The 21,553-nt window shown below is 73.8% G+C and carries 17 protein-coding genes; 5 read left to right on the top strand and 12 right to left on the bottom strand.

Annotated elements, in window-relative coordinates; all coding sequences use genetic code 11:
* Positions 1-89: 89 nt before the first annotated feature.
* Positions 90-2,000: a thioester domain-containing protein gene (locus HOQ23_RS16460; protein WP_172215800.1), complete on the top strand. Its 1,911-nt coding sequence runs from the start codon at positions 90-92 to the stop codon at positions 1,998-2,000.
* Positions 2,001-2,134: 134 nt separating this feature from the next.
* Here the strand turns inward: HOQ23_RS16460 and HOQ23_RS16465 are convergent, their stop codons facing one another.
* From HOQ23_RS16465 to hrcA, 3 genes are all read right to left on the bottom strand, one after another.
* Positions 2,135-2,893, bottom strand: a complete 759-nt coding sequence (locus tag HOQ23_RS16465) for a 16S rRNA (uracil(1498)-N(3))-methyltransferase (protein WP_172215802.1) — start codon at positions 2,891-2,893, stop codon at positions 2,135-2,137.
* Positions 2,894-2,897: 4 nt separating this feature from the next.
* Positions 2,898-4,064: a molecular chaperone DnaJ gene (dnaJ, locus tag HOQ23_RS16470; RefSeq protein WP_172215804.1), complete on the bottom strand. Its 1,167-nt coding sequence runs from the start codon at positions 4,062-4,064 to the stop codon at positions 2,898-2,900.
* Between the two features lie 87 nt (positions 4,065-4,151).
* Positions 4,152-5,174: a heat-inducible transcriptional repressor HrcA gene (gene hrcA / locus HOQ23_RS16475; protein ID WP_172215806.1), complete on the bottom strand. Its 1,023-nt coding sequence runs from the start codon at positions 5,172-5,174 to the stop codon at positions 4,152-4,154.
* Positions 5,175-5,344: 170 nt separating this feature from the next.
* On the opposite strand from hrcA, the gene HOQ23_RS16480 reads away from it, so the two are divergent.
* From HOQ23_RS16480 to HOQ23_RS16495, 4 genes are all read left to right on the top strand, one after another.
* Entirely contained in the window at positions 5,345-6,070 is a 726-nt protein-coding gene (locus HOQ23_RS16480; protein ID WP_172215808.1) for a hypothetical protein, read from the top strand.
* 24 nt (positions 6,071-6,094) lie between these two features.
* On the top strand, positions 6,095-6,943 hold the full coding sequence (locus tag HOQ23_RS16485; protein WP_172215810.1) for an MBL fold metallo-hydrolase: 849 nt from the start codon (positions 6,095-6,097) through the stop codon (positions 6,941-6,943).
* Positions 6,944-6,959: 16 nt separating this feature from the next.
* Positions 6,960-7,247: a hypothetical protein gene (locus tag HOQ23_RS16490; protein WP_172215811.1), complete on the top strand. Its 288-nt coding sequence runs from the start codon at positions 6,960-6,962 to the stop codon at positions 7,245-7,247.
* 73 nt (positions 7,248-7,320) lie between these two features.
* Positions 7,321-8,166 carry a DUF3097 domain-containing protein gene (locus HOQ23_RS16495; RefSeq protein ID WP_172215812.1) on the top strand — a complete coding sequence of 282 codons (846 nt, stop codon included), beginning with the start codon at positions 7,321-7,323 and terminating at the stop codon, positions 8,164-8,166.
* A gap of 16 nt (positions 8,167-8,182) precedes the next feature.
* On the opposite strand, the gene HOQ23_RS16500 is transcribed toward HOQ23_RS16495, so the two are convergent.
* From HOQ23_RS16500 to lepA, 9 genes are all read right to left on the bottom strand, one after another.
* Positions 8,183-8,581: an NINE protein gene (locus HOQ23_RS16500; protein ID WP_172215813.1), complete on the bottom strand. Its 399-nt coding sequence runs from the start codon at positions 8,579-8,581 to the stop codon at positions 8,183-8,185.
* 94 nt (positions 8,582-8,675) lie between these two features.
* Positions 8,676-9,914: a radical SAM family heme chaperone HemW gene (gene hemW / locus HOQ23_RS16505; RefSeq protein WP_172215814.1), complete on the bottom strand. Its 1,239-nt coding sequence runs from the start codon at positions 9,912-9,914 to the stop codon at positions 8,676-8,678.
* A 101-nt stretch (positions 9,915-10,015) separates the two neighbouring features.
* The gene (locus HOQ23_RS16510; protein ID WP_172215815.1) at positions 10,016-13,468 is read right to left on the bottom strand and encodes an error-prone DNA polymerase; all 3,453 of its coding nucleotides are present in this window, start codon (positions 13,466-13,468) and stop codon (positions 10,016-10,018) included.
* 27 nt (positions 13,469-13,495) lie between these two features.
* On the bottom strand, positions 13,496-15,061 hold the full coding sequence (locus HOQ23_RS16515; RefSeq protein WP_172215816.1) for a DNA polymerase Y family protein: 1,566 nt from the start codon (positions 15,059-15,061) through the stop codon (positions 13,496-13,498).
* Positions 15,061-15,738 (bottom strand): hypothetical protein, encoded by a 678-nt coding sequence (locus HOQ23_RS16520; protein WP_367650542.1) that lies wholly within the window; start codon positions 15,736-15,738, stop codon positions 15,061-15,063. The genes HOQ23_RS16515 and HOQ23_RS16520 overlap by 1 nt, the downstream gene beginning before the upstream one ends.
* A gap of 245 nt (positions 15,739-15,983) precedes the next feature.
* Entirely contained in the window at positions 15,984-17,807 is a 1,824-nt protein-coding gene (locus HOQ23_RS16525) for a long-chain fatty acid--CoA ligase (protein ID WP_172215817.1), read from the bottom strand.
* A gap of 174 nt (positions 17,808-17,981) precedes the next feature.
* Positions 17,982-18,635 (bottom strand): MOSC domain-containing protein, encoded by a 654-nt coding sequence (locus tag HOQ23_RS16530; protein WP_367650543.1) that lies wholly within the window; start codon positions 18,633-18,635, stop codon positions 17,982-17,984.
* 51 nt (positions 18,636-18,686) lie between these two features.
* The gene (locus tag HOQ23_RS16535; RefSeq protein ID WP_172215820.1) at positions 18,687-19,604 is read right to left on the bottom strand and encodes an aminoglycoside phosphotransferase family protein; all 918 of its coding nucleotides are present in this window, start codon (positions 19,602-19,604) and stop codon (positions 18,687-18,689) included.
* A 7-nt stretch (positions 19,605-19,611) separates the two neighbouring features.
* The gene (gene lepA / locus HOQ23_RS16540) at positions 19,612-21,486 is read right to left on the bottom strand and encodes a translation elongation factor 4 (protein WP_172215822.1); all 1,875 of its coding nucleotides are present in this window, start codon (positions 21,484-21,486) and stop codon (positions 19,612-19,614) included.
* Positions 21,487-21,553: the final 67 nt, after the last annotated feature.

A 21,553-nucleotide genomic window follows, 5' to 3' on the forward strand; every position in this document is an offset into this window, starting at 1 on the left:
GCATAGCAGTCTGACCCGAGGAGGGCAAGGCGACACGCCGGTGGTGCCGCGTGATAAATGAGTCGCCGTCCATTTTCCGGAGGTGACTCATGCATCCAACCCTTCTCCGGCGACTGGCGGTCGTGCTCACCACGCTCCTGCTGGGCGCCACCACATTCCTCGTAACCTCGCCCGCCGGGGCCACAGCGGCAACCGGCGGGCAGGCGCGCGGCGGCGGCTCGATCTTCACCGAGCTCCAGACGGACTCCATCACGGGCCAGCCCGGGCGTCGCAACGTCGATGCCTTCGTCGCGCCGGCCGGCTTCGACCCGCTCACCGGCTACCCGGAGACGACCCCGGAGGGGTCCACGCCCCACCAGGACTCCTACCTGGGGCTGATCGCGGCCAAGGACGCCCACGGCGAGACCGCCCTCACGTACTGCATCGACATGTTCACCGGCACTGGGAGCGGGATCAACTACGTACGCGGTGACTGGAGCGAGGCCAACGTGCCGAACCTCGGCTACCTCGGCTACATCCTGGAGAACTACTTCCCCACCGAGCCGCGTCCGGCGGGCGTCTCCGACGACCTCAAGGCGGCCGCCACGCAGGCCGCGATCTGGTTCTTCAGCGACCGGATGGTGCTCGACCCCGCCGCCGAGCCCGAGCTGCACGCGCTGACGTCGGCCATCGTCGCCGACGCACTCGCCAACGGTCCGGCGACCGAGCCCGCGGAGCCGGCCCTCTCGATCTCCCCTGACTCGGCCCGGGCGCCCGTGAGCGGGGAGCTGGTCGGGCCCTTCACCGTCACCGCCGACGGACCCGCGACGCTGCGGGTCGACGGCGTCGAGGTGTTCAGCGACGCGGCCGGCACCCAGCCGCTGGTCGCCGGCGACACCGTGCAGGCCGGAGCCCGGCTGTGGGTCCGCACGGTCAGCTCGGACACGCCCCAGGGATTCGCGCTGCAACGCCAGGTGAGGGTCCCCGAGAGCACCGTCTACCTCTACGACGGCAGCAACCCCGGCTGGGCCGACGCGCAGAAGCTGATCCTCGCCCAGGAGAAGACCCTCGAGGCGGTGGCGAGCGTGCGCATCACGCCGTACGCCGAGGGCGGGATCGAGGTCACCAAGACCATCAGCGGCACCGGGGCCGGGCTCCAGGACCGCGTGGTCGTCGAGGTCACCTGCACCACTGACGAGGGCGGTGACCCGGTCGTGCGCACGGCGACGATCCCGGCCGGGACCGGCGCGGGCAGCGAGACCCTGTCGTTCACCGGCCTGCCCGCCGGGGCGCAGTGCACGATCACCGAGACCGAGAACGGCGACAACGCCCTCGTCAACCTCACCGCCAGCTCCCTGACCCCCGACACCGTCACGATCGTGGCGGGCGAGACCGCTGCGGTCGAGGCCAGCAACGACTACGAGCGCGCGCTCGGGCAGCTGCAGGTCACCAAGCGGATCACCGGACCCGCCGCCGGCGCGCAGGGCGACGTCGTGATCGCCGTCGACTGCGACGACCCCGTGGGCGCCTCCCCCGAGGGCGCCTTCGACCGGGAGTACACGATCCCGGCCGGTACCTCCGCGGGCTCCTACCCGCAGGAGGTCGTCACCGGCATCCCCGCCGGCACCGTCTGCACGGTCACCGAGACCGCCGACGGGGCCACCGACACCGTCGTCGCCGCACCGGTGCGCATCACACCGGGCACCACCACGATCGCCGACGGGGAGACCGCGGCGGTCACGGTCACCAACACCTACCGCGAGACCGAGGACGAGGTCGTCCCGGACCCGGAGCCGACCCCGGACCCTGGCCAGGACCAGGGCGGCGACGAGGACCCCGCACAGGTCGAGGACCAGGACCAGGCGCAGGTCGAGGAGGCCGAGGCGGCCTCCGGCGAGCTGCCGCACACCGGCGGGCAGGGCGGCCTGGTCGCGCTGCGCGTCGGCCTCGCCCTGCTGCTCAGCGGGGCAGGACTGCTGGCGCTGCGCCGCCTCGCCGGCCTCCGCACCCGGGGGTCCTGACCCCGGACGCGTCGCGCCCCTGAGCGCGACGCGCCCGCTCCAGCGCCGTCACCCGCGCCCGCACCTGCGGGCGCGGGTGACGGCGTGTCCTCTCGAGCCGGTCGTGACCGGTGCGGGCGACGGGGCCGCCGGACTCAGGACCAGCGGGGGGTGCGCGACAACAGCGCGGCCGTCGCGGCGACGCCTGCGGTGGAGGTGCGCAGCACCTCGGCGCCCAGGCGCACCGAGGCGGCCCCGGCCGCGACGAACGCGGCGACCTCCTCGTCGGTCAGCCCGCCCTCGGGGCCGACCACGATCACGAGCGGGCCCTCCGCGGGCAGGTCGAGGGAGGCGAGCGGCACCGACGCCTCCTCGTGCAGCACGACCGCCAGCGGGGCGTCGGCGAGCAGGGCGACCACGTCCGCGGTCGAGGCGAGCTCGTCGACGACCGGGAACCAGCTGCGCCGCGCCTGCTTGGCGGCCTCCCGGGCCGTGGCCCGCCAGCGGGCCAGGGACTTGGTGGCGCGCTCGCCCTTCCAGACCGCGACCGAGCGCGACGCGGCCCACGGGACCACCCGCGCCACGCCGACCTCGGTGAGCATCTCGACGGCGAGCTCGCCGCGGTCGCCCTTGGGCAGCGCCTGCACGACCACGATCGCGGGCGCGGGCTCGGGGACCCGGCGCACCTCGTGCACCGTCGCCGTCAGCAGCCGCTTGCCGGTGGCGGCGACCTCGGCGGTGACCGAGGTGCCCGCCCCGTCGGTGAGCACCAGCCGCTCCCCCACCCGCATCCGGCGTACGGCGACCGCGTGGTGGGCCTCGTCGCCCTCCAGGGTCACCGAGGTGCCGGGTCCGGCATCAGCCAGCGCGTCGCCGGAGTCGGCGGAGTCGACGAGGTGGACCGGGAGCGACATCGACTCAGTGGTTGAACGCGTCGCGCAGCCGGCCGAAGACCGACTTGGAGCCGGGACGGACCTGTCCGCCCGGGTTCTCCTCGCCACGCAGGGCGGCGAGCTCGCGCAGCAGCTCCTCCTGGCGGGAGTCCAGACGGGTCGGCGTCTCGACGGCCACCGAGACCACCAGGTCACCGCGCCCACCGCGCAGCCCGGGCACGCCGCGCCCGCGCAGCACCTGCTGGCTGCCCGACTGGGTGCCGGGCCGGATCTCGAGCTCGAACTCGGTCTCCTTGCCCTCGCGGTCCTCCTCGTCGAGGTCGGCCTCGAGGGTGGGCAGCGTGAGCGTGGTGCCCAGGGCCGCGGCACTCATCGGGACGGTGACCGTGCAGTGCAGGTCGTTGCCCTGGCGCACGAAGGTCTCGTGCGGGGCGACGCGGATCTCGACGTACAGGTCGCCGGCGGGGCCGCCGCCGGGGCCGACCTCGCCCTGCTCGGCCAGCTGCACGCGCACGCCGTCGTCGACGCCGGCGGGGATCTTGACCGTCAAGGTGCGACGCGAGCGCACCCGGCCCTCACCGGAGCACTCGCGGCACGGGTCGGGGATGATCGAGCCGAGGCCTCGGCACGCCGCGCACGGGCGCAGGGTGCGGATCTCGCCGAGGAACGAGCGCTGCACGTGGGCGACCTCGCCCTGGCCGTGGCAGGTCTCGCAGGTGACCGGCGCGCTGCCGGGAGCGGCGCCGTCGCCGTGGCAGGTCTCGCACAGCACGGCCGTGTCGACCTTGAGCTCGCGGGTGACGCCGAAGGCGGCCTCGGCCAGGTCGACCTCGAGGCGGATCAGGGCGTCCTGGCCGCGCTGCACGCGCGAGCGCGGACCGCGACCGCCGCCGGCGCCCGGCTGGCCGCCGAAGAAGGCGTCCATGATGTCGGTGAAGGAGAACCCGGGGCCCTGGCCGAAGCCGCCCGCGCCGCCCGAGAACGGGTCGCCGCCACGGTCGTACGCCGCGCGCTTCTGCGGGTCCGACAGCACCTCGTAGGCGTGGCTGACGACCTTGAACTGCTCCTGCGTCTCCGGGTCGGGGTTGACGTCGGGGTGCAGCTTGCGTGCGAGCCTCCGGTAGGCCTTCTTGATGGTGTCGGCGTCCGCGTCGCGGGCGACACCGAGAAGCTCGTACAGGTCCTGGCTCAACGTCTGCTCTCTCTGCTGGGCGGTGCGGGAAGAGGACTGCCGGGGGGCAGCCCGGGAAGGGCGGGGGGCGGTCCGGCGCTGGGCCGTTCAGCCCTCCTCGAGGATGCGGGACACGTAGCGGGCGACGGCACGCACCGCCGACATCGTGCCGGGGTAGTCCATGCGGGTCGGCCCGACGATGCCGAGGGTGGCCACCGCGCCGTCGCGCGGGCCGTAGCCGGTCGCCACGACGCTCGTCGAGGAGAACTGCTCGTAGGGGCCCTCCGCGCCGATGCGGACGGTGAGGGCACCGCCGGAGGTCGCCTCGCCAAGGAGCTTGAGGAGGACGACGTGCTCCTCCAGGGCCTCCAGGAGCGGACGGACCGCGGAGTCGAAGGAGTCGCCGTAGCGCGCCAGGTTGGCCGCGCCGCCGACCGCGATCCGCTCCGCGGAGCGGTGGTCGACCATCGACTCGACCAGCACGTCGACGACGGCGGAGGTGTGCCGGGCGCCGGGAGCGGTGCCCTCGGGGACGATGTCGGCGAGCGCGGCGGCCGCCTTCGCGATCGCCTCACCGGTGGCGGCGCGGTTGACCAGCAGGCGCAGGTCGGCGAGCGCCTGGTCCTCGATGGCGGAGTCGAGCTCGACGATGCGCTGCTCGACGCGCCCGCTGCTGAGGATGAGCACCGCGAGCAGCCGGGTCGGCGTCAGCGAGACCAGCTCGATGTGGCGCACCGTGGAGCGCGTCAGCGTGGGGTACTGCACGACGGCGACCTGACGGGTCAGCTGGGAGAGCAGGCGCACGGAGCGCTGCACGACGTCGTCGAGGTCGACCGCCCCGTCGAGGAACGAGGAGATCGCGCGCCGCTCGGCGCTGCTCATCGGCCGCACCGTGGTGAGCCGGTCGACGAAGAGCCGGTAGCCCTTGTCGGTGGGGACCCGGCCGGCACTGGTGTGCGGCTGGGTGATCAGGCCCTCGTCCTCGAGGGCCGCCATGTCGTTGCGCACCGTGGCGGGCGAGACGCCCAGCCCGTGCCGCTCGACCAGGGCCTTGGAGCCCACCGGCTCCTCTGTCGCGACGTAGTCCTCGACGATCGCGCGGAGCACGGCGAGCCTGCGGTCCTCCTGCATGTCTCGCCTCCCTGATCTGTCATCACTCGGGTCCGGTCGCGGGCGCCTCACGCTGGCACTCCACAACCCGGAGTGCCAATCGTACTAGGCAGTTCGCTCACTCGGTGGAATCCACGCTCGCGTGCCTCGGCAAGCAAGGTTAGGCTGGCCTTACTCACCCAGGAGGAGCCGTGACCGCAGACCCCACCACCCGTCCGCTGACCGATCCCGAGCACGACGCCGCCCGCGCCCGCAGCGTGCTCGCCTGCCCCGCGGCCGTGACCCTGGCGATCGAGGGCCGCTCCGGGTCCGTCGGCGACTCGACCGTCGCCGGCCTCGGCGTGGACGACCGCCACGGCACGCCCACCTTCCACTGCCCCGCGGGCTCCGCGCTGGCCGGGGCCGCCGCCCGCGGCGCCCGGGCCACGATCACGGTGTCCAGCGGGCTGGGCGCCCCCGGCTCCGCCGAGCGGGCCACCCGGCTGCTGGTCTCGGGCCGCCTCGCGGTGCGCGCCAGCGGGAGCTGCGGCTGCTGCGCGGAGTCGCGCGAGACCGTCGTCCTGGCTCCCGAGGCCGTGCTGCTCGCCCACGCCGGCGGACCGGCCGTCGACGTGGCGCTCGCCTCGTTCCGCTCCCCCGACCACGAGCTCAACGCCGGCTACCTCCAGCGCGTGGCCCGCCACCTCGCCGAGGACCACCAGGCCGAGCTCCGGCGTACCGTCGCCGCCGCCACGGCCACCCCGCTCGAGGAGGTCCTCGGCGTCGGCCTCTCCGAGCTCACCCGCGAGGGCGTCGCCGTCGGCTGGGTCGACCGCCAGGGCGCGCACCTGTCCACCCTGCGCTTCCCCCGCCCCGCCCGCGGCAGCGCCGAGCTCCACGCGATGCTGCGCCACGAGCTCGACGCGGGCCCGTGCTGAGCGGGAGGACGTAGGCTCACCCGGGTGAGCTTCAGGGAGGTCGCCGACCGGGTCTGGGTCGCGCGCCAGGAGTGGTTCGACCTCAACGTGTGCCTCGTCGGCGGCGCCGACGGGTTGCTGGCGGTCGACACTCACGGCTCCGACGCCGCCGCCCGGGCGGTGCTCGCCGACGTACGACGCCTCGGCCGCGGGCCGGTCGTCGCGGTGGTCAACACCCACGAGCACTTCGACCACACCTTCGGCAACGCCGCCTTCCGGTCCGCCTACGGCGAGGTCCCCATCCACGCCCACGAGGTCGCCGCGGCCGCCACGCCCGCGGCGGGGGCCCGCGCGAAGCAGGCCTACGCCGAGGACCCCTCCGACCCGCACCTCGAGGAGGTGCTGGCCACCGAGGTCGTGCCCGCCGACCACACCTTCTCCTCCGTACGCGTCCTCGACCTCGGCGACCGCGTCGTCGAGCTGGTCCACCCCGGTCGCGGCCACACCGCCGGCGACCTGGTGGTGCGGGTGCCCGACGCCGACGTCCTGCTCGCCGGGGACCTGGTCGAGGAGTCCGCGCCCCCCTCCTTCGGGCCCGACAGCCACCCGATGGAGTGGCCGCTTGCCCTGGAGATCGTCCTCTCGCTGACCACCTCCGACAGCGTGGTCGTGCCGGGGCACGGCGCCACCGTCGACCGCGCCTTCGTCGAGGAGCAGCGCGGGCTGCTCGCCGTCGTGGCGGAGACGATCCGCGACCTCGCCGGTCGCGGTGTGCCCCTCGAGCAGGCGCTGGCCGAGGGCGAGTGGCCCTGGCCGCGCGAGCACCTCGCCGACGCCGTACGACGCGGCTACGAGCACCTCCCGCGCGCGCAGCGCCGCTTGCCGCTGGTCTGAGCGGGTACTCCCGGACATGAGCGAGCACTCCGACGAGCCCGACGGTCCCGCCCCCGCCCGCGACGAGGCCTCCGGCGCCCCCTCGACCGGCATCTCCGACGAGGAGCTGCCCGAGGACCTGCGCCCGGCCGAGGACAACCCGCTGGCCGAGCCCCTCGAGCCCGGGGAGAGGGTGGAGGGCCTGCTCGAGGAGGGCAAGCGCGCCACCGAGAGCACCGGGGACGCCGGGGGTGACGAGGACGGCGCCGACCGGCCGGCCGCGGGGGTGTCGGAGCCCACGGGCGGCGAGAGCACCCCGGAGTAGCGCAGGTCACACCCGGGCGGGCGTGCGGCGCGTCTCGCCCGGACTGTCGGTGGGCCGACCTAGCGTGGTCCGGGTGACCGATCGTTACGGCTCCGACGTCCTCTCCGGCGACTGGCGTGCACCCAAGCGGGGGCGCGCCGTCGAGACCTCCGCCGACCCGGGCCTGGTCGTCGAGGAGGTCACCACCGACTGGGTGGGCGAGATCGTCGCGGTGGACCGCGACCTGCACACCGTGACCCTGGAGGACCGGCGCCACAAGCGGCGCACCTTCCCCCTCGGCGCGGGCTTCCTGCTCGAGGGCAAGCCGGTGATCCTCACCGCGCCGGTGCGCCGCACCGCCCCCGCCAAGCCGACGCGCACCGCGTCCGGCTCGGTGGCCGTCCACGACGCCAAGGCCCGCGTGGCGCGCGCCAGCCGCATCTTCGTCGAGGGCCGCCACGACGCCGAGCTCGTGGAGAAGGTCTGGGGCGACGACCTGCGCATCGAGGGCGTGGTGGTCGAGTTCCTCGGCGGCGTCGACGACCTCGCCGACCACCTCCTGGACTTCAAGCCCGGCCCGCAGCGGCGGGTCGGGGTCCTGGTCGACCACCTGGTCCCCGGCTCCAAGGAGTCCCGCATCGCCCAGGGCATCGCCCGCTCCGCGGTCGGCAAGCACGTCCTGATCGTCGGCCACCCGTTCATCGACGTGTGGCAGGCGGTCAAGCCCGACCGGCTCGGGCTGGCCGAGTGGCCGACGATCCCGCGCTCGATCGAGTGGAAGAAGGGCGTGTGCCAGCACCTCGGCTGGCCGCACCGCAACCAGGCCGACATCGCGCGCGCCTGGCAGCACATCCTGGGCAAGGTCTCGTCCTACAACGACCTCGAGCCCGCCCTGCTGGGCCGGGTCGAGGAGCTCATCGACTTCGTGACCGCCGAGTGAGCTCCCCGAGCCGGGTTCAGCTGCGCAGCATGTAGCCGTTGCCGTCCTTGCTGTCGGTGGCCAGGATGACGATGCCGTCGATGAAGGGCCAGATCGCCCCGACGCCGCAGGTCAGGATGGTGACCACCAGCTGGGCGATGCCCACGCCGGTGTGCCCGGCGTAGAGCCGGCCGATGCCGAGCGGCAGCAGCAGCTGGAGCAGGCCGGCGACGAGCTTGGACTTGTCCGAGTAGGGGATGCCGGTCGTCGGGTGCACGCCGTACGGCGCGCCCGGCGCGGCGTACGGCGTGAAGCCGTAGCCCGGCTGCTGGCCGTAGGGCTGCTGGCCGTACGGGTCCTGGCCGTACGGCGGCTGCTGGCCGTACGGCTGCTGGCCGCCGTCCTCGGGCTGGGGGTACTCGGGTCCCTGGGTCATGGCGAGCAGCCTAGGGCCGCGACGGGCGCGAGGACGCCACGACGGCCCGAGATCAGGGGAACCTCAGGGACCCCGGCACCGTGGTCCAGGGGGTTCAGGGCAGCAGGTCGCGGACCACCGCGTCGGCCAGCAGCCGGCCCCGACGGGTCAGCACCAGCCGGTCGGTGCCGGTCTCGAGCAGGCCGCGGGCCTGGAGGTCCGGGACGGCCGCCCGACCGGCGTCCTCGAGCACCTGCGGGTCGAGGCCCTCGCGCAGGCGCAGCTCGAGCAGCACCCGCTCCACGCGCCGGTCCTCGGGGGCGAGCACCTCGCGCGCCTGGGCGGGGCTGCGGTCCGCGGCCAGCCGGTCGGCGTACGCCGCGGGGTGCTTGACGTTCCACCAGCGCACCCCGCCGACGTGGGAGTGCGCGCCCGGCCCGACGCCCCACCAGTCCGCACCGGTCCAGTAGAGCTCGTTGTGCCGGCAACGCGCGGCGTCGTCCCCCGGCACCCCGCGCGCCCAGTTCGACACCTCGTACCAGCCGAGCCCGGCGGCGGTGAGCCGCTCGTCGGCCAGGACGTACTTGTCGGCCAGGTCGTCCTCCTCGGGCATCGCCAGCTCGCCGCGGCGCACCCGCCGGGCGAGCGCGGTGCCGTCCTCCACGATGAGGGAGTACGCCGAGACGTGGTCGGGCCCGCAGGCCAGGGCGGCGTCCAAGGAGGTCTCCCAGTCGGCGAGCGACTCCCCCGGCGTGCCGTAGATGAGGTCGAGGCTGACCTGCTCGAAGCCGGCGGCACGGGCCCACTCGACCGCGGCGGGCACCCGGCGCGGGTCGTGGGTGCGGTCCAGGACCGCGAGGACCTCCGGGACGGCCGACTGCATGCCGAAGGAGATCCGGGTGAAGCCGGCGGCGCGCAGCTCGTCGAGGTCGCGCAGCGTGACCGAGTCGGGGTTGGCCTCGGTGGTGACCTCGGCGCCGAGGACCAGGCCGAACTCCTCGTCGATGGCGCCCAGGATGCTGCCCAGGTCCGCGGGGCTCAGCAGGGTCGGGGTGCCCCCGCCGAGGAAGACCGTCTGCACCGGCACCGTGCGCTCGCCGAGCACGCCGCGGGCGCGGCGTACCTCCGCGACGGCCGCCTGGGCGTACGTCGCCCGGGACGCGCCGGGGGCGGTCCCGGCCGGGCCCAGCTCGGCGGCGGTGTAGGTGTTGAAGTCGCAGTAGCCGCAGCGCACCGTGCAGAACGGGACGTGCACGTAGAAGCCGAACGGACGCTCCCCCACGCCGGCGAGCGCGGACTCCGGGAGGGAACCGTCCAGGGGGACGGGGTCCCCGTCGGGGAGCGCGGAAGGCATGCCCCGATTGTCCCACCGTCGGCTCGGACGGGCACGTTGAGGACGCTCGGTCGAGCTGGGCCCTCCTCACGACCGCCCCACTCGACCGTCGTGCCCGCGGCTCATTGGAAGTCGCGGGAGCGGTGGCGGGCGCGCAGGGCGGCGCCGGCCTGGGGGTAGAGCTCCTCCAGCGGGCTGAGCCGGTCCGCGACGAGGTTGGTGACCCCGTCGGAGCGCTCGAGCATGCCCCGGATCACCATGCCCGCGGCCGACATCGCGGTCCTGCGGTGGCGTCGCCACAGCCCCGTGCTGCAGATGACGTTGAGCATGCCGGTCTCGTCCTCGAGGTTGAGGAAGGTCGTGCCGCCCGCGGTTCCCGGGCGCTGGCGGTGGACGACGAGCCCGGCGACGGTGACCCGGCGTCCCGCCTCGGCGGTGCGCAGGTCGGCCACCGAGAGCAGGCCGGAGCGGCGCAGGTGCTCGCGCAGGTGGGTGAACGGGTGCCCCTCGGGGGTGATCCCGGTGGCCCACAGGTCGGCCACCGTGGTCTCGACCGCGTCCATCTCGGGCAGCATCGGCGCTGGCGCTGCGACGCGCAGCCCCTCGAGCTGGTCGGGCGACTCGGTCCACCCGGCGTTCCACAGCGCCTGGCGCCGGTTCAGCCCGCTGTCGTCGAAGACCCCGGCCGTGGCCAGCGCCTCGAGCTGGCGGGTGTCGAGCCGCGCCCGGCGCGAGAGGTCGGCCTGGTCGGTGAAGGGCCGCTCGGCGCGCGCCGCCACGATCCGCTCGGCGACGTCCACGCCGATCCCGCGCACGGAGTCCAGCCCCAGCCGCACGGCGTACGCCGTGTCGCGGCGGTGCGCGGGGGTCGGGTCGGGGGTCCCCGGGACCCACTCGGTGCGGCCCTGGTCGCGCAGGCAGGCGTCCGGCCCGACCGGCCCGGGCACGGCGCCGGGGCGCAGCTCGAGGTCGGCGCGCGCCGCGGAGCGCACCAGGTCCGGGCGCAGCACCTCCACCCCGTGGCGACGGGCGTCGCCGGTCAGCGACTGCGGGGAGTAGAAGCCCATCGGCTGGGCCCGCAGCAGCGCCGCCAGGAACGCTGCCGGGTAGTGCAGCTTGAACCACGAGCTGGCGTAGACGAGCTTGGCGAAGGACAGCGCGTGGCTCTCGGCGAAGCCGAAGTTGGCGAAGGAGAGGATCTTGACGTAGATCGCCTCGGCGTCCTCGCCGGTGATCCCCTTGGCCGCCATCCCGGCGAACAGCTTGTCCTTGATCGACTCGATCCGCTCCACCCCGCGCTTGGAGCCCATCGCGCGGCGCAGCAGGTCGGCCTCGTCGGGGGTGCAGTCGCCGAGGGTGCGGGCCATGTCCATCAGCTGCTCCTGGAACAGCGGCACCCCCTTGGTGCGCTCCAGCACCGGCACCAGCGAGGCGTGCGGGTAGTCGACCGGCTCGCGGCCGGTGGCGCGGCGGATGTAGGGGTGCACCGCGCCGCCCTGGATCGGGCCCGGCCGGATCAGCGCGATCTCGATCGCCAGGTCGTAGAACTCCCGGGGCCGCAGCCGCGGGAGGGTGCCGATCTGCGCGCGGCTCTCCACCTGGAACACGCCGACGGAGTCGCCGCGGCAGAGCATGTCGTAGACCGCCGGCTCCTCCTTGGGCACCGTCGCCAGCTCCCAGCGCTCCCCCAGGTGGTCGCCGACGATGCGCATCATGTGGTCCAGGGCGCTGAGCATCCCGAGCCCGAGCAGGTCGAACTTGACCAGGCCCATGTATTCGCAGGAGTCCTTGTCCCACTGCAGCACGGTGCGCCGGTCCATCCGGGCGCGCTCGATCGGACACACCTCACCGATCGGGCGCTCGGTGAGCACCATCCCGCCGGAGTGGATGCCGAGGTGGCGCGGCGCGCCCAGCAGCTGCTCGGCGAGGGAGACGACCGCCGCGGGGATCTCGTGCTCGCCGCGCCCGTCCGCGTCCCGCTCGCCGTCCCCGTCGCGCGGCGGCACCTCGATGCGGCTCCAGCTGGTGATCTGCTTGGACCAGGCGTCCTGCTGGCCCGGCGAGTGCCCGAGCGCCTTGGCGGCGTCGCGCACCGCCATCTTGGGCCGGTAGCCGATGACGTTGGCGACCTGCGCGGCGTTGCGGCGCCCGTAGCTGTCGTAGACCCACTGGATCACCTCCTCGCGCCGGTCGGAGTCGAAGTCGACGTCGATGTCGGGCTCCTCGTCGCGGTGCTCGGAGATGAAGCGCTCGAACGGCAGGCGGTAGTAGACCGGGTCGATGGCGGTGATCCCGAGCGCGAAGCAGACCGCGGAGGCCGCCGCCGAGCCCCGGCCCTGGCACAGGATCCCCTGGGAGCGGGCGAACTCGACGATGTCGTGGACGATGACGAAGTAGCCGGCGAAGTCCTTGCGCTCGATCACCTCCAGCTCGTGGTCGACCTTGAGCCGGGCGTCGTGCTCCAGCGGGGTCCCGGCGTAGCGCTCGGCGAAGCCGCGCTCGGTGAGCGCGCGCAGCCAGCTGATCGGGGTGTGGCCCGCGGGGATGTTGCGCTTGGGCAGGCGCGGGCTGGCCTTCTGCAGGTCGAAGGCGAGCTCGTCGGCGAGCTGCACCGAGCGCTGCACGACCCCGGGGTGGCGCGCGTAGCGGCGCGCCATCTCCTCCCCCGAGCGCAGGCACGCGCCACCCGAGGGCGGCAGCCAGCCGGCGAGCTCGGCGAGGCTGCGCCGGGCCCGGATGGCGGCCATCGCCCCGGCCAGCCGGTGCCCCTCGGGGCGGGCGTGGTGGACGTTGTTGGTGGCCACGCACGGCAGCCCCCGGTCCCGGGCGATGGCCGCCAGCAGGTCGTCGTGGGCGCTGTCGAGCGGCAGCCCGTGGTCGCTCAGCTCGACCACGACGTGCTCGCGACCGAAGAGGTCGACGAGGCGGTCCAGCGCGGCGGCCGCCGCGCGCGGGTCGGGGGTGGGCCCCGCGAGCGCCTGGCGGACGGCGCCCTTGCGGCAGCCGGTCAGCACCAGCCAATGGCCCCGTCCGCGCTCGGCGAGCTCCTCGAGGTCGTAGTCGGGCCGCCCCTTCTCGTCGCCGCGCAGCTGGGCCTCGGTGATCGCGGAGGCCAGCCGGTGGTAGCCCTCCACCCCGCGGGCGAGCACCAGCAGGTGGGTGCCCTCCGGGTCGGCCACACCCAGCTGGGGCCGGGTCAGCCCGAGGGACAGCTCGGCGCCGTGGACGGTGCGCAGGTCCCGGCCGTCGCCGCGCGCGTGCAGCTGGGCGGCCTCGGCGAACAGCGGCGCGCCGTAGAACCCGTCGTGGTCGGTGATCGCCAGACCGTGCAGACCCAGGCGCAGCGCCTCGCGCACCAGCTGGTCCGGGGTGCTGGCGCCGTCGAGGAAGCTGTAGCTGCTGTGGCAGTGCAGCTCGGCGTACGGCGTGGCGACGACGTCGGGGCGCGGCACGTCGCCGGTGCTCGCGCGCTGGCGGCGCCGCGACACCGGTGCGTCGTCCTGCCCGGCGCGGACCCGCCCGGAGAGCCGGCGCTCGAGCTCGCCCCACGGCATCTGCGGGTTGTTCCAGCCCATCAGATCCGGCCCATCAGATTCGGCCCATCAGTCGTACGCCGCCTCGGTGCACCAGGTGTCCCCGGTGCTGTCGTAGGTGAGCAGCCAGGCCCGGCCGTCGACGCCCACGAGCTGGAAGCGGGCGATGCGGCGCGGCGCCACCCCCGGGGGCGTCTCCCACCACAGCTCCTCCACCGGCCACGGCCCGGTCCAGGCGGCGACCTGCTGCCACCCGTCTGCGGGCCCGGGGCGGAACCGGGCCGGGGCGCCGCTGGTCGCGCCCCGCTCGTCGACGACCACGACGGCGCCGTCCGTGCCCAGCACCTCGGCCGGCCACGGGGTCTGGAGCACCCGGGCCGGGGCGGGCGGCGGGATGCTGCCGGGCCAGGGCAGCTCCCGCGGGCGCAGGTCGCTGGGCCGCTCCCCCCACGGGACCAGTCGCTGGCGCTCTGCCGGCGAGCGGCCGCCCTGGAGCACCGGCGCGACCACCGCCTCGTGGCCGAGCATGCCCTGCACCCGCGCGATGCCGCGCTCGACGCGCTCGTCGGTGCCGCCCCACAGCCCGTCGGCGTGGACCGACTCCGGCACGACGGTCTCGGGCAGCAGCCGGACCAGCTCGACCGGGGCCGGCACCGAGCCGCCGCGGAACCCGCCCTGCAGCTGCCAGTGCAGCCGGTCGACGAGGTCGGAGGCGCCGAACCAGCGCGGGTGCAGCCAGCTGCGCGAGGACACCACCCTCCCCTCGCACTCGACCTCCACCCGCACCTCGGTGCAGGCCAGGTTGCGCGCGGCCAGGGAGGCGACCAGCTCCTCGGCGGTGCGCCGGGCGCTGAAGCAGACGGTCTCGGCGGAGTCCAGCGGCGGCTCGAAGGTGATCTCGCGGGTCAGGTCGGGCGGTGGGGTGCGCCCGGCGAGCAGGGTGTGGTCCTCGCCGAGGACGACCTGCTGCACCCAGGCGGTGCGGGCCCCGAACCGGGCGCGCACGTCGGCCGGCGGCAGCCCCGCGAGCGCGCCGAGGGTGCGCAGGCCGAGACGGCGCAGCAGGCCGACCGCGTCGGGGTCCTCGAGCACCTCGACCGGCAGCTCGCCCAGGAACGCCGCGGACTCCCCCACCGGCACCACGGTGCTCTCCTGGGGCCGGGCCCGGCGGGCGGCCTGCTCGGCGGTGAAGAGCTCGTCGGCGACGCCCGCGCGGCAGTCCCACACCCCGAGCGCCACCAGCCGCTCGGCGAAGACCGCCGCCGCCTCGGCCTCGCCGCCGTAGTAGCGGCCCGGCGAGCGCAGCGCGACCAGCCCCGGGCGCAGCGGCGCCACCCCCGGCTGGAGCTCCTCCAACGCGGCCAGGACGTCCTCGAAGGAGCGCGCGTCGCGGTCGGGGTTCGCGCCCAGCACCAGCAGCTCGGGGCAGCGCGACTGCGCGTCGCGCCGGCGCATGCCACGGCGTACGCCGAAGCCGCGGGCGGCGTCGTTGCAGGACTGCACGGTGTTGGCGACCAGGACCGCGGCCGGCAGGTGGGCGGGCCTGCCCTCCTCGGCCAGCGCGGCGACCACCGGCCAGTCGGGGCACCACAGGACCAGCACGCGGGTGCGCGGGCGGGTCGTCGTCGCGCTCATCAGCCGGCCTCGCGCACCGCAGCCGCGGGAGCGAGCACCGGCTCGCCACGTCGTACGACGCCGTCGGGCGCCGGGAACCACAGCGGCGCCCGGCGCGCGGGAGCGGCGCCGCGCTGCACCGCGACCACCATCTTGCGCGAGCGCAGGTGGCCGGTGCCGGCGTCGACGCCCGCCCAGCGCGACTGCTCCAGGGAGAGCCGTGCCTCGCTGCGCGGCCAGGGGCCGCACGCCACCAGCACCGAGCCGCGGGTGCGCAGCCGCGCCGACAAGGTGGCGGCGTCGCGCTCGGAGACCCGACCGGGCGGGCGCACCACGACGACCTGCACCACGTCGACCAGGGCGGCCGTGGCCTCCAGCCACAGCGAGCCGGCGTCGGGGACCAGCACCGTGCGCTCGAGCACCACGCCGAGCTCGGCGGCCGCCTCGACGCCGAGGTCGGGCATCCCCAGGACCGCGCTCCAGGCGCCGGCGGCCGAGGGGCCGGCCATCAGTGCGAGCGCCAGGACCGTGCTGTCGACCTCGTAGGTCCCGCCGGCGCGCAGCTGGAGCACCCCGGCGAGGGCCGGGTGGGAGTCCAGGGCCCGTCGCGGCACGCCGTCGCTCATCCGCTGCATGCGCTCGCGCAGCCGGCGGATCTCATCGGCCGCGGCGGCCGGGGAGGAGACGGAGATGACCACGCCCCCATCATCGAACACATGTTCGATGAAATCAACCCGGGATCTGCGGGCGGCCGTGGCGCAGGTCCGACCGCTCCTTCCACCATAGGTCGCGGCACCGACACCGTCGACCCGCGCCCCCGCCCCCGTCGGTCGGGCTCGTCGATCCCTCGCCACCACCGTCCCGGGACGCACCACGGCCCGCCCGGAGGACCGGGCGGGCCGTGGTCGTGCCGACGAGCAGAACCGGAGGGAGCGGGCCGGGATCAGCCGTAGAAGGAGGCGATCCGATCGGCGTTGTTCTGCGCGACCACGTTGCGCTTGACCTTCAGCGACGGCGTGAGCTCACCGGACTCGATGGTGAGGTCGTGGTCCAGGATGTCCCACTTCTTGATGGTCTCCCAGCGGTTGAGGCGGTTGTTGAGCTCCTCGACGTACCCGCCGATCATCGTGCGGACCGCGTCGGAGCGGACGATGTCGGTGTAGGAGGCCCCGGCCATGCCGTTCTCCTGCGCCCAGGCCGCCATCGCGTCCGGGTCGAGGGTGATCAGCGCGACCACGTAGTTGCGCTCGTCGCCGAAGACCATGAACTGGCTGACGTAGGGGCACAGTGCCTTGAACTTCGACTCGATCGCGGACGGCGCGATGTACTTGCCGCCCGAGGTCTTGAAGAGGTCCTTGATCCGGCCCGTGATGGTCAGGTAGCCCTCCTCGTCGAGGCTGCCCTTGTCGCCGGTGCGCAGCCAGCCGTCCTCGGTGAACGCCTTGGCGCTCTCCTCGGGGAGGTTGTGGTAGCCCGCCATCACGTGGGGGCCGCGCAGCTGGACCTCGTCGTTCTCGCCGATGCGGATCTCCGAGCCCGGCAGTGCGGGCCCGACGGTGCCGATCTTGTAGCCACTGGGGTGGTTGACGGCCGCACCGGCGGCGTTCTCGGTCATGCCGTAGCCCTCGAGGATGAGGATGCCGGCTGCGTGGAACCACTCCGCGATCTCGGGGTTGAGGGCCGCGGAGCCGGAGATGAAGAAGCGGACCCGACCGCCGAAGCGGTCGCGGACCTTGCTGAACACGAGCCGGTCGAACAGCTTGTGCTGCACGCCGAGGGCGAACGGCACGGGCTTGCCGGCGCGCTTGAGCCGGTCGACCTGGTTGCCGACGACGAAGGCCTTGAGGAAGATCTTCTCCTTCAGCCCGCCCTCGGCGGCCTGCATGGTGACGATCTTGCCGTGCGCCTTCTCGAAGATGCGCGGGGCGGCGCCCATGAAGGTCGGCTTGACGACCGCGAGGTTGTCGACGATGCGGTCGATGCGCCCGTCGATGGCGGTGGCGTAGCCGCAGGCCAGCTGGGCGGCGAGCAGGACCTTGCCGAACGCGTGCGCCATCGGCAGCCACAGGAACTGCAGGTCGTCCTCGTGCAGGATGTCCTGGGCCTCGATGGCCGCGCCCTGGTAGACCCACGAGCGGTGCAGCAGCCGCACGCCCTTGGAGCGGCCGGTGGTGCCCGAGGTGTACATCAGCATCGCGAGCTGGTCGGGGGCGATCGACTTGGCGACGTCCTCGACCGCGGTCGGGTGCTCGGCGAGGTGGCGGCGGCCGAGCTCGGCCAGCTCGGCCAGGGTGATCACCCAGTCGCCGTCGCCCTGGCCGTCGAAGAGCACGACCTTGGAGACGGTGGGGATGTCGGCGCGGTGCGCCTGGAGCTTCGCGAGCTGCTCGGCGTCCTCGGCGAAGACGATGCGGCTCTCGGAGTCGCTGAGGATGTAGGCGACGTCGTCGGCGTTGGTGCTGGGGTAGACGGTCGTCGTCGCACCGCCGGCACACATCACCGCGAGGTCCGCCAGGATCCACTCGAAGCGGGTGCCGGAGGCGATGCCGACCCGCTGCTCCGACTCCAGCCCGAGGGACAGCAGCCCGGCGGCGAGCTCGCGGACCTGCTCGCCGGTCTGGCGCCAGGTCACCGACTCCCAGGTCTCGTCGGGACGGGGGTAGCGGAAGGCCTCGACGTCGGGCGACTTCGCGACCCGGTCGAGGAACTGGACGGCGATGTTCGGCGCAAGATGATCGACGAAGGTGGGGTCGTGGTTCGCGGGCATGTCACTCCTGGCAGTGGACAGGGAGGGCACCCGACACATCGGCCGTTGGCCCTCCCGCGCGGCGATGGGTTCCCGTAACCTACGTCACTTCGTAACCCGCGGGTAACCCGAATCACAAAAACCGGATCGATAGATCCGGACACGTCCGCCGCGTCAGGTGCTAGTGCGGCGAGCTCACGCCCGCGGCGCGCGGGCCTCGAGGACCGTGCGCACGGTGTCCGAGAGCGCCTCCGCGCCCAGCACCTGGGCGGTGAGCTCGCGCTCGGTGGTCAGCGCACGGAAGACCATCGCCACGCTCACCTCGTGCTCGGGGCGGTGCTCGACCACGATCGGGTCCCCCGTCTGGACCACGCCCTCCTCCAGCACCCGCAGGTAGGGCCCCGGGCGCCCGTCGCGGGCGAAGCGCTTGATCCAGCCCGTCGAGTCGTGACCGGTCTGCTCCATGAAGCCGGCGAAGACCTTGCACGGCGTCCGCACCTTGGCGACCTCGAGCAGCGCGGTCCCGACCCGCCACCGCTCGCCGATCAGGGCGGCGTTGACGTCGATGCCGTGGGTGGTGAGGTTCTCGCCGAACTGCCCGTCGGGCAGCGGGGCGCCGAGCTCGCGGCCCCACCGGTCGAGGTCCTCGCGCGCGAAGGCGTAGACCGCGTTGTCGGGGCTCCCGTGGTACTTGGTGTCGCAGACACTGTCCCCGGCCAGGCCGCTGCGCAGCACCCGGACCGGCCGGTCGGTCCCGCACTTGCGGATCGCCGTCCGCCCGACCCGCCCGGTCCACTCACCGCCCTCGGGCTGCCCGAGGTTCACCGACATCACGCGTGCGTTCTCCACGTGCCCATCCTCTCCCCCGCAGCCTCGGCGCGCTGGTCTTCGCGCTCGGCGCTAGTCCTGCACGGCCTTGGCGACCGTGACACAGCGGGTGAGCCAGTCGTCGGTGGTGACCGTGCGAGCAGCACCCGGAGGGTCCTGCAGGCGCCACAGCGCGTTGACGAGCATCCGCACGACCACCCAGTCGCGTGCCCGGTGCTCGTCGAGACCGGCAGTGTCGACAACGGTGTGGAAGCGCCGCCGCAGCCCGTCGCGCACGCCACCGGGACCCGAGCGCAGCTCCTCCCAGCGGTTCCACAGCAGCGGCGCCGGCTCGTAGTGAGGGTCGCCGACCAGCGGCTTGGGGTCGATGGCCAGCCACTCCTCGCGGTAGCCGGCCAGCACGTTGGCGTCGTGGAGGTCGGTGTGCAGCAGCCGCTCGCCCCCGGGCACCTCCTGCGCCGCCAGGTCGCGGGCGCTGCTCACGGCCTGCTCGACCAGCCGCCGCGGCAGCGGCGCGTCCCGCGGCAGCGCCGCGAGCTCGTCGGCCCAGCGCACGACGTACGGCGCGAGGCGGCGGATGCTGCCCGGAGCCGACACGTGGAGACGCGCGTAGAGCCCGGCAACCACCTCGCAGCTCTCCAGGTCCCACCGCTCGGTGAGGTCCTCGCGGTGCAGCCGCTCCAGCAGCAGCGCCGAGCGGTGCGGGTCCGCGCGCAGCAGCTCCACGGCACCGCGACCGTGCCAGTGCTGCAGCGCCAGGTGCTCCTGCTCGGCCTCCTCGTGCGGGAAGCCGACCTTGAGCGCCGCGGGGCGCCCGCCGGCGGTGCGGACCGGGAGGACCACGGCGGTGTGGCCGTGGGTCGCCTCGCCGTCACCGGTGAGCTGCCACTCCTCGTGCAGCTCGCGCAGCAGGGCGGGCAGGGCGTCGAGCCAGTCCGCCCACGCGGGACCGCGGGCGGCGTACGCCAGCAGCCCCGCGGGCAGCCTCACCGCAGGGTCACTTCTTGCTCTTGTCCGCCGCGGGGGTGTTGGAGAGCGCGGCGGCGAAGGCCTCCTGGGGGACCTCGACGCGGCCGACCATCTTCATCCGCTTCTTGCCCTCCTTCTGCTTCTCCAGCAGCTTGCGCTTGCGGGTGATGTCGCCGCCGTAGCACTTGGCGAGCACGTCCTTGCGGATCGCGCGGATGTTCTCGCGGGCGATCACGCGGGCACCGATCGCGGCCTGGATCGGCACCTCGAACTGCTGGCGCGGGATCAGGTCCTTGAGCTTGCCGGCCATCATCACGCCGTAGCCGTACGCCGCGTCGCGGTGCACGATCGCGGAGAAGGCGTCGACCGGCTCGCCCTGGAGCAGGATGTCGACCTTGACCAGGTCGGCGGCCTGCTCGCCGGTGCGCTCGTAGTCGAGGGAGGCGTAGCCCTTGGTGCGCGACTTCAGCTGGTCGAAGAAGTCGAAGACGATCTCGCCCATCGGCAGGATGTAGCGCATCTCGACGCGGTCCTCGGACAGGTAGTCCATGCCCTGCAGGGTGCCCCGCTTCTGCTGGCACAGCTCCATGATCGTGCCGATGTAGTCCGCGGGGCTCAGCACGGTCGCCTTCACGACCGGCTCGCGGACCTCGGCGATCTTGCCCTCGGGGTACTCGCTGGGGTTGGTGACGGTGACCTCGCTACCGTCCTCCATGAGCACCTCGTAGACCACGTTGGGCGCGGTGGAGATCAGGTCGAGGCCGAACTCCCGCTCCAGGCGGTCGCGGGTGATCTCCATGTGCAGCAGGCCCAGGAAGCCGCAGCGGAAGCCGAAGCCGAGCGCGCCGGAGGTCTCCGGCTCGAAGGTGAGCGCCGCGTCGTTGAGCTGGAGCTTCTCCAGCGCCTCGCGCATGTCGGGGTACTGGTCGCCGTCGATCGGGTAGAGCCCGGAGTAGACCATCGGGTTCGGGTGCTGGTAGCCGCCGAGCGACTCGGTGGCCGAGCCGTGCTGGGTGGTGACCGTGTCACCGACGCGCGACTGGCGCACGTCCTTCACGCCGGTGATCAGGTAGCCCACCTCGCCGACGCCGATCTCGCTGGTCTTGACCTGCTCGGGGCTGATCACGCCGACCTCGAGCATCTCGTGGGTCGCGCCGGTCGACATCATCTTGATCTTGTCGCGGTGGTTGAGCTTGCCGTCGAAGACGCGGACGTAGGTGATCACGCCGCGGTAGGTGTCGTAGACGGAGTCGAAGATCAGCGCGCGCGCCGGCGCGTCGGGGTCGCCGACGGGCGCGGGGGTCTGCTTGACGATCTCGTTGAGCAGCTCCTCGACGCCGATGCCGCTCTTGGCGCTGACCCGCAGCACGTCCTCGGGCTCGCAGCCGACCAGGCCGGCGAGCTCCGCGGCGTACTTGTCGGGGTTGGCGCTGGGCAGGTCGATCTTGTTGAGGACCGGGATGATGTGCAGGTCCGCGTTCATCGCCAGGTAGAGGTTGGCCAGCGTCTGCGCCTCGATGCCCTGGGCGGCGTCGACCAGCAGGACCGCGGCCTCGCAGGCCTCCAGCGAGCGCGACACCTCGTAGGTGAAGTCGACGTGCCCGGGGGTGTCGATCATGTTGAGCACGTAGGTGCCCGGCTCGGCGCCCTGCTCGTTGCCCTCCGGCGCGGTCCACGGCATCCGCACGGCCTGGCTCTTGATCGTGATGCCGCGCTCGCGCTCGATGTCCATGCGGTCGAGGTACTGCGCACGGGCGGCCCGCTCGTCGACGACGCCGGTGAGCTGGAGCATGCGGTCGGCCAGCGTGGACTTGCCGTGGTCGATGTGCGCGATGATGCAGAAGTTGCGGATGATCGACGGGTCGGTCTTGCCGGGCTGCGGCGCGGGCTGAGTGGCAGGCACGGGCGACTCTCGTTCAGTGACAGGGGACGAACAGCCATTCTTCCACTCCGGGAGGACGGGCCACGAA

This window comes from Nocardioides sp. zg-DK7169, from assembly GCF_013155365.1.
GTDB lineage: Bacteria > Actinomycetota > Actinomycetes > Propionibacteriales > Nocardioidaceae > Nocardioides.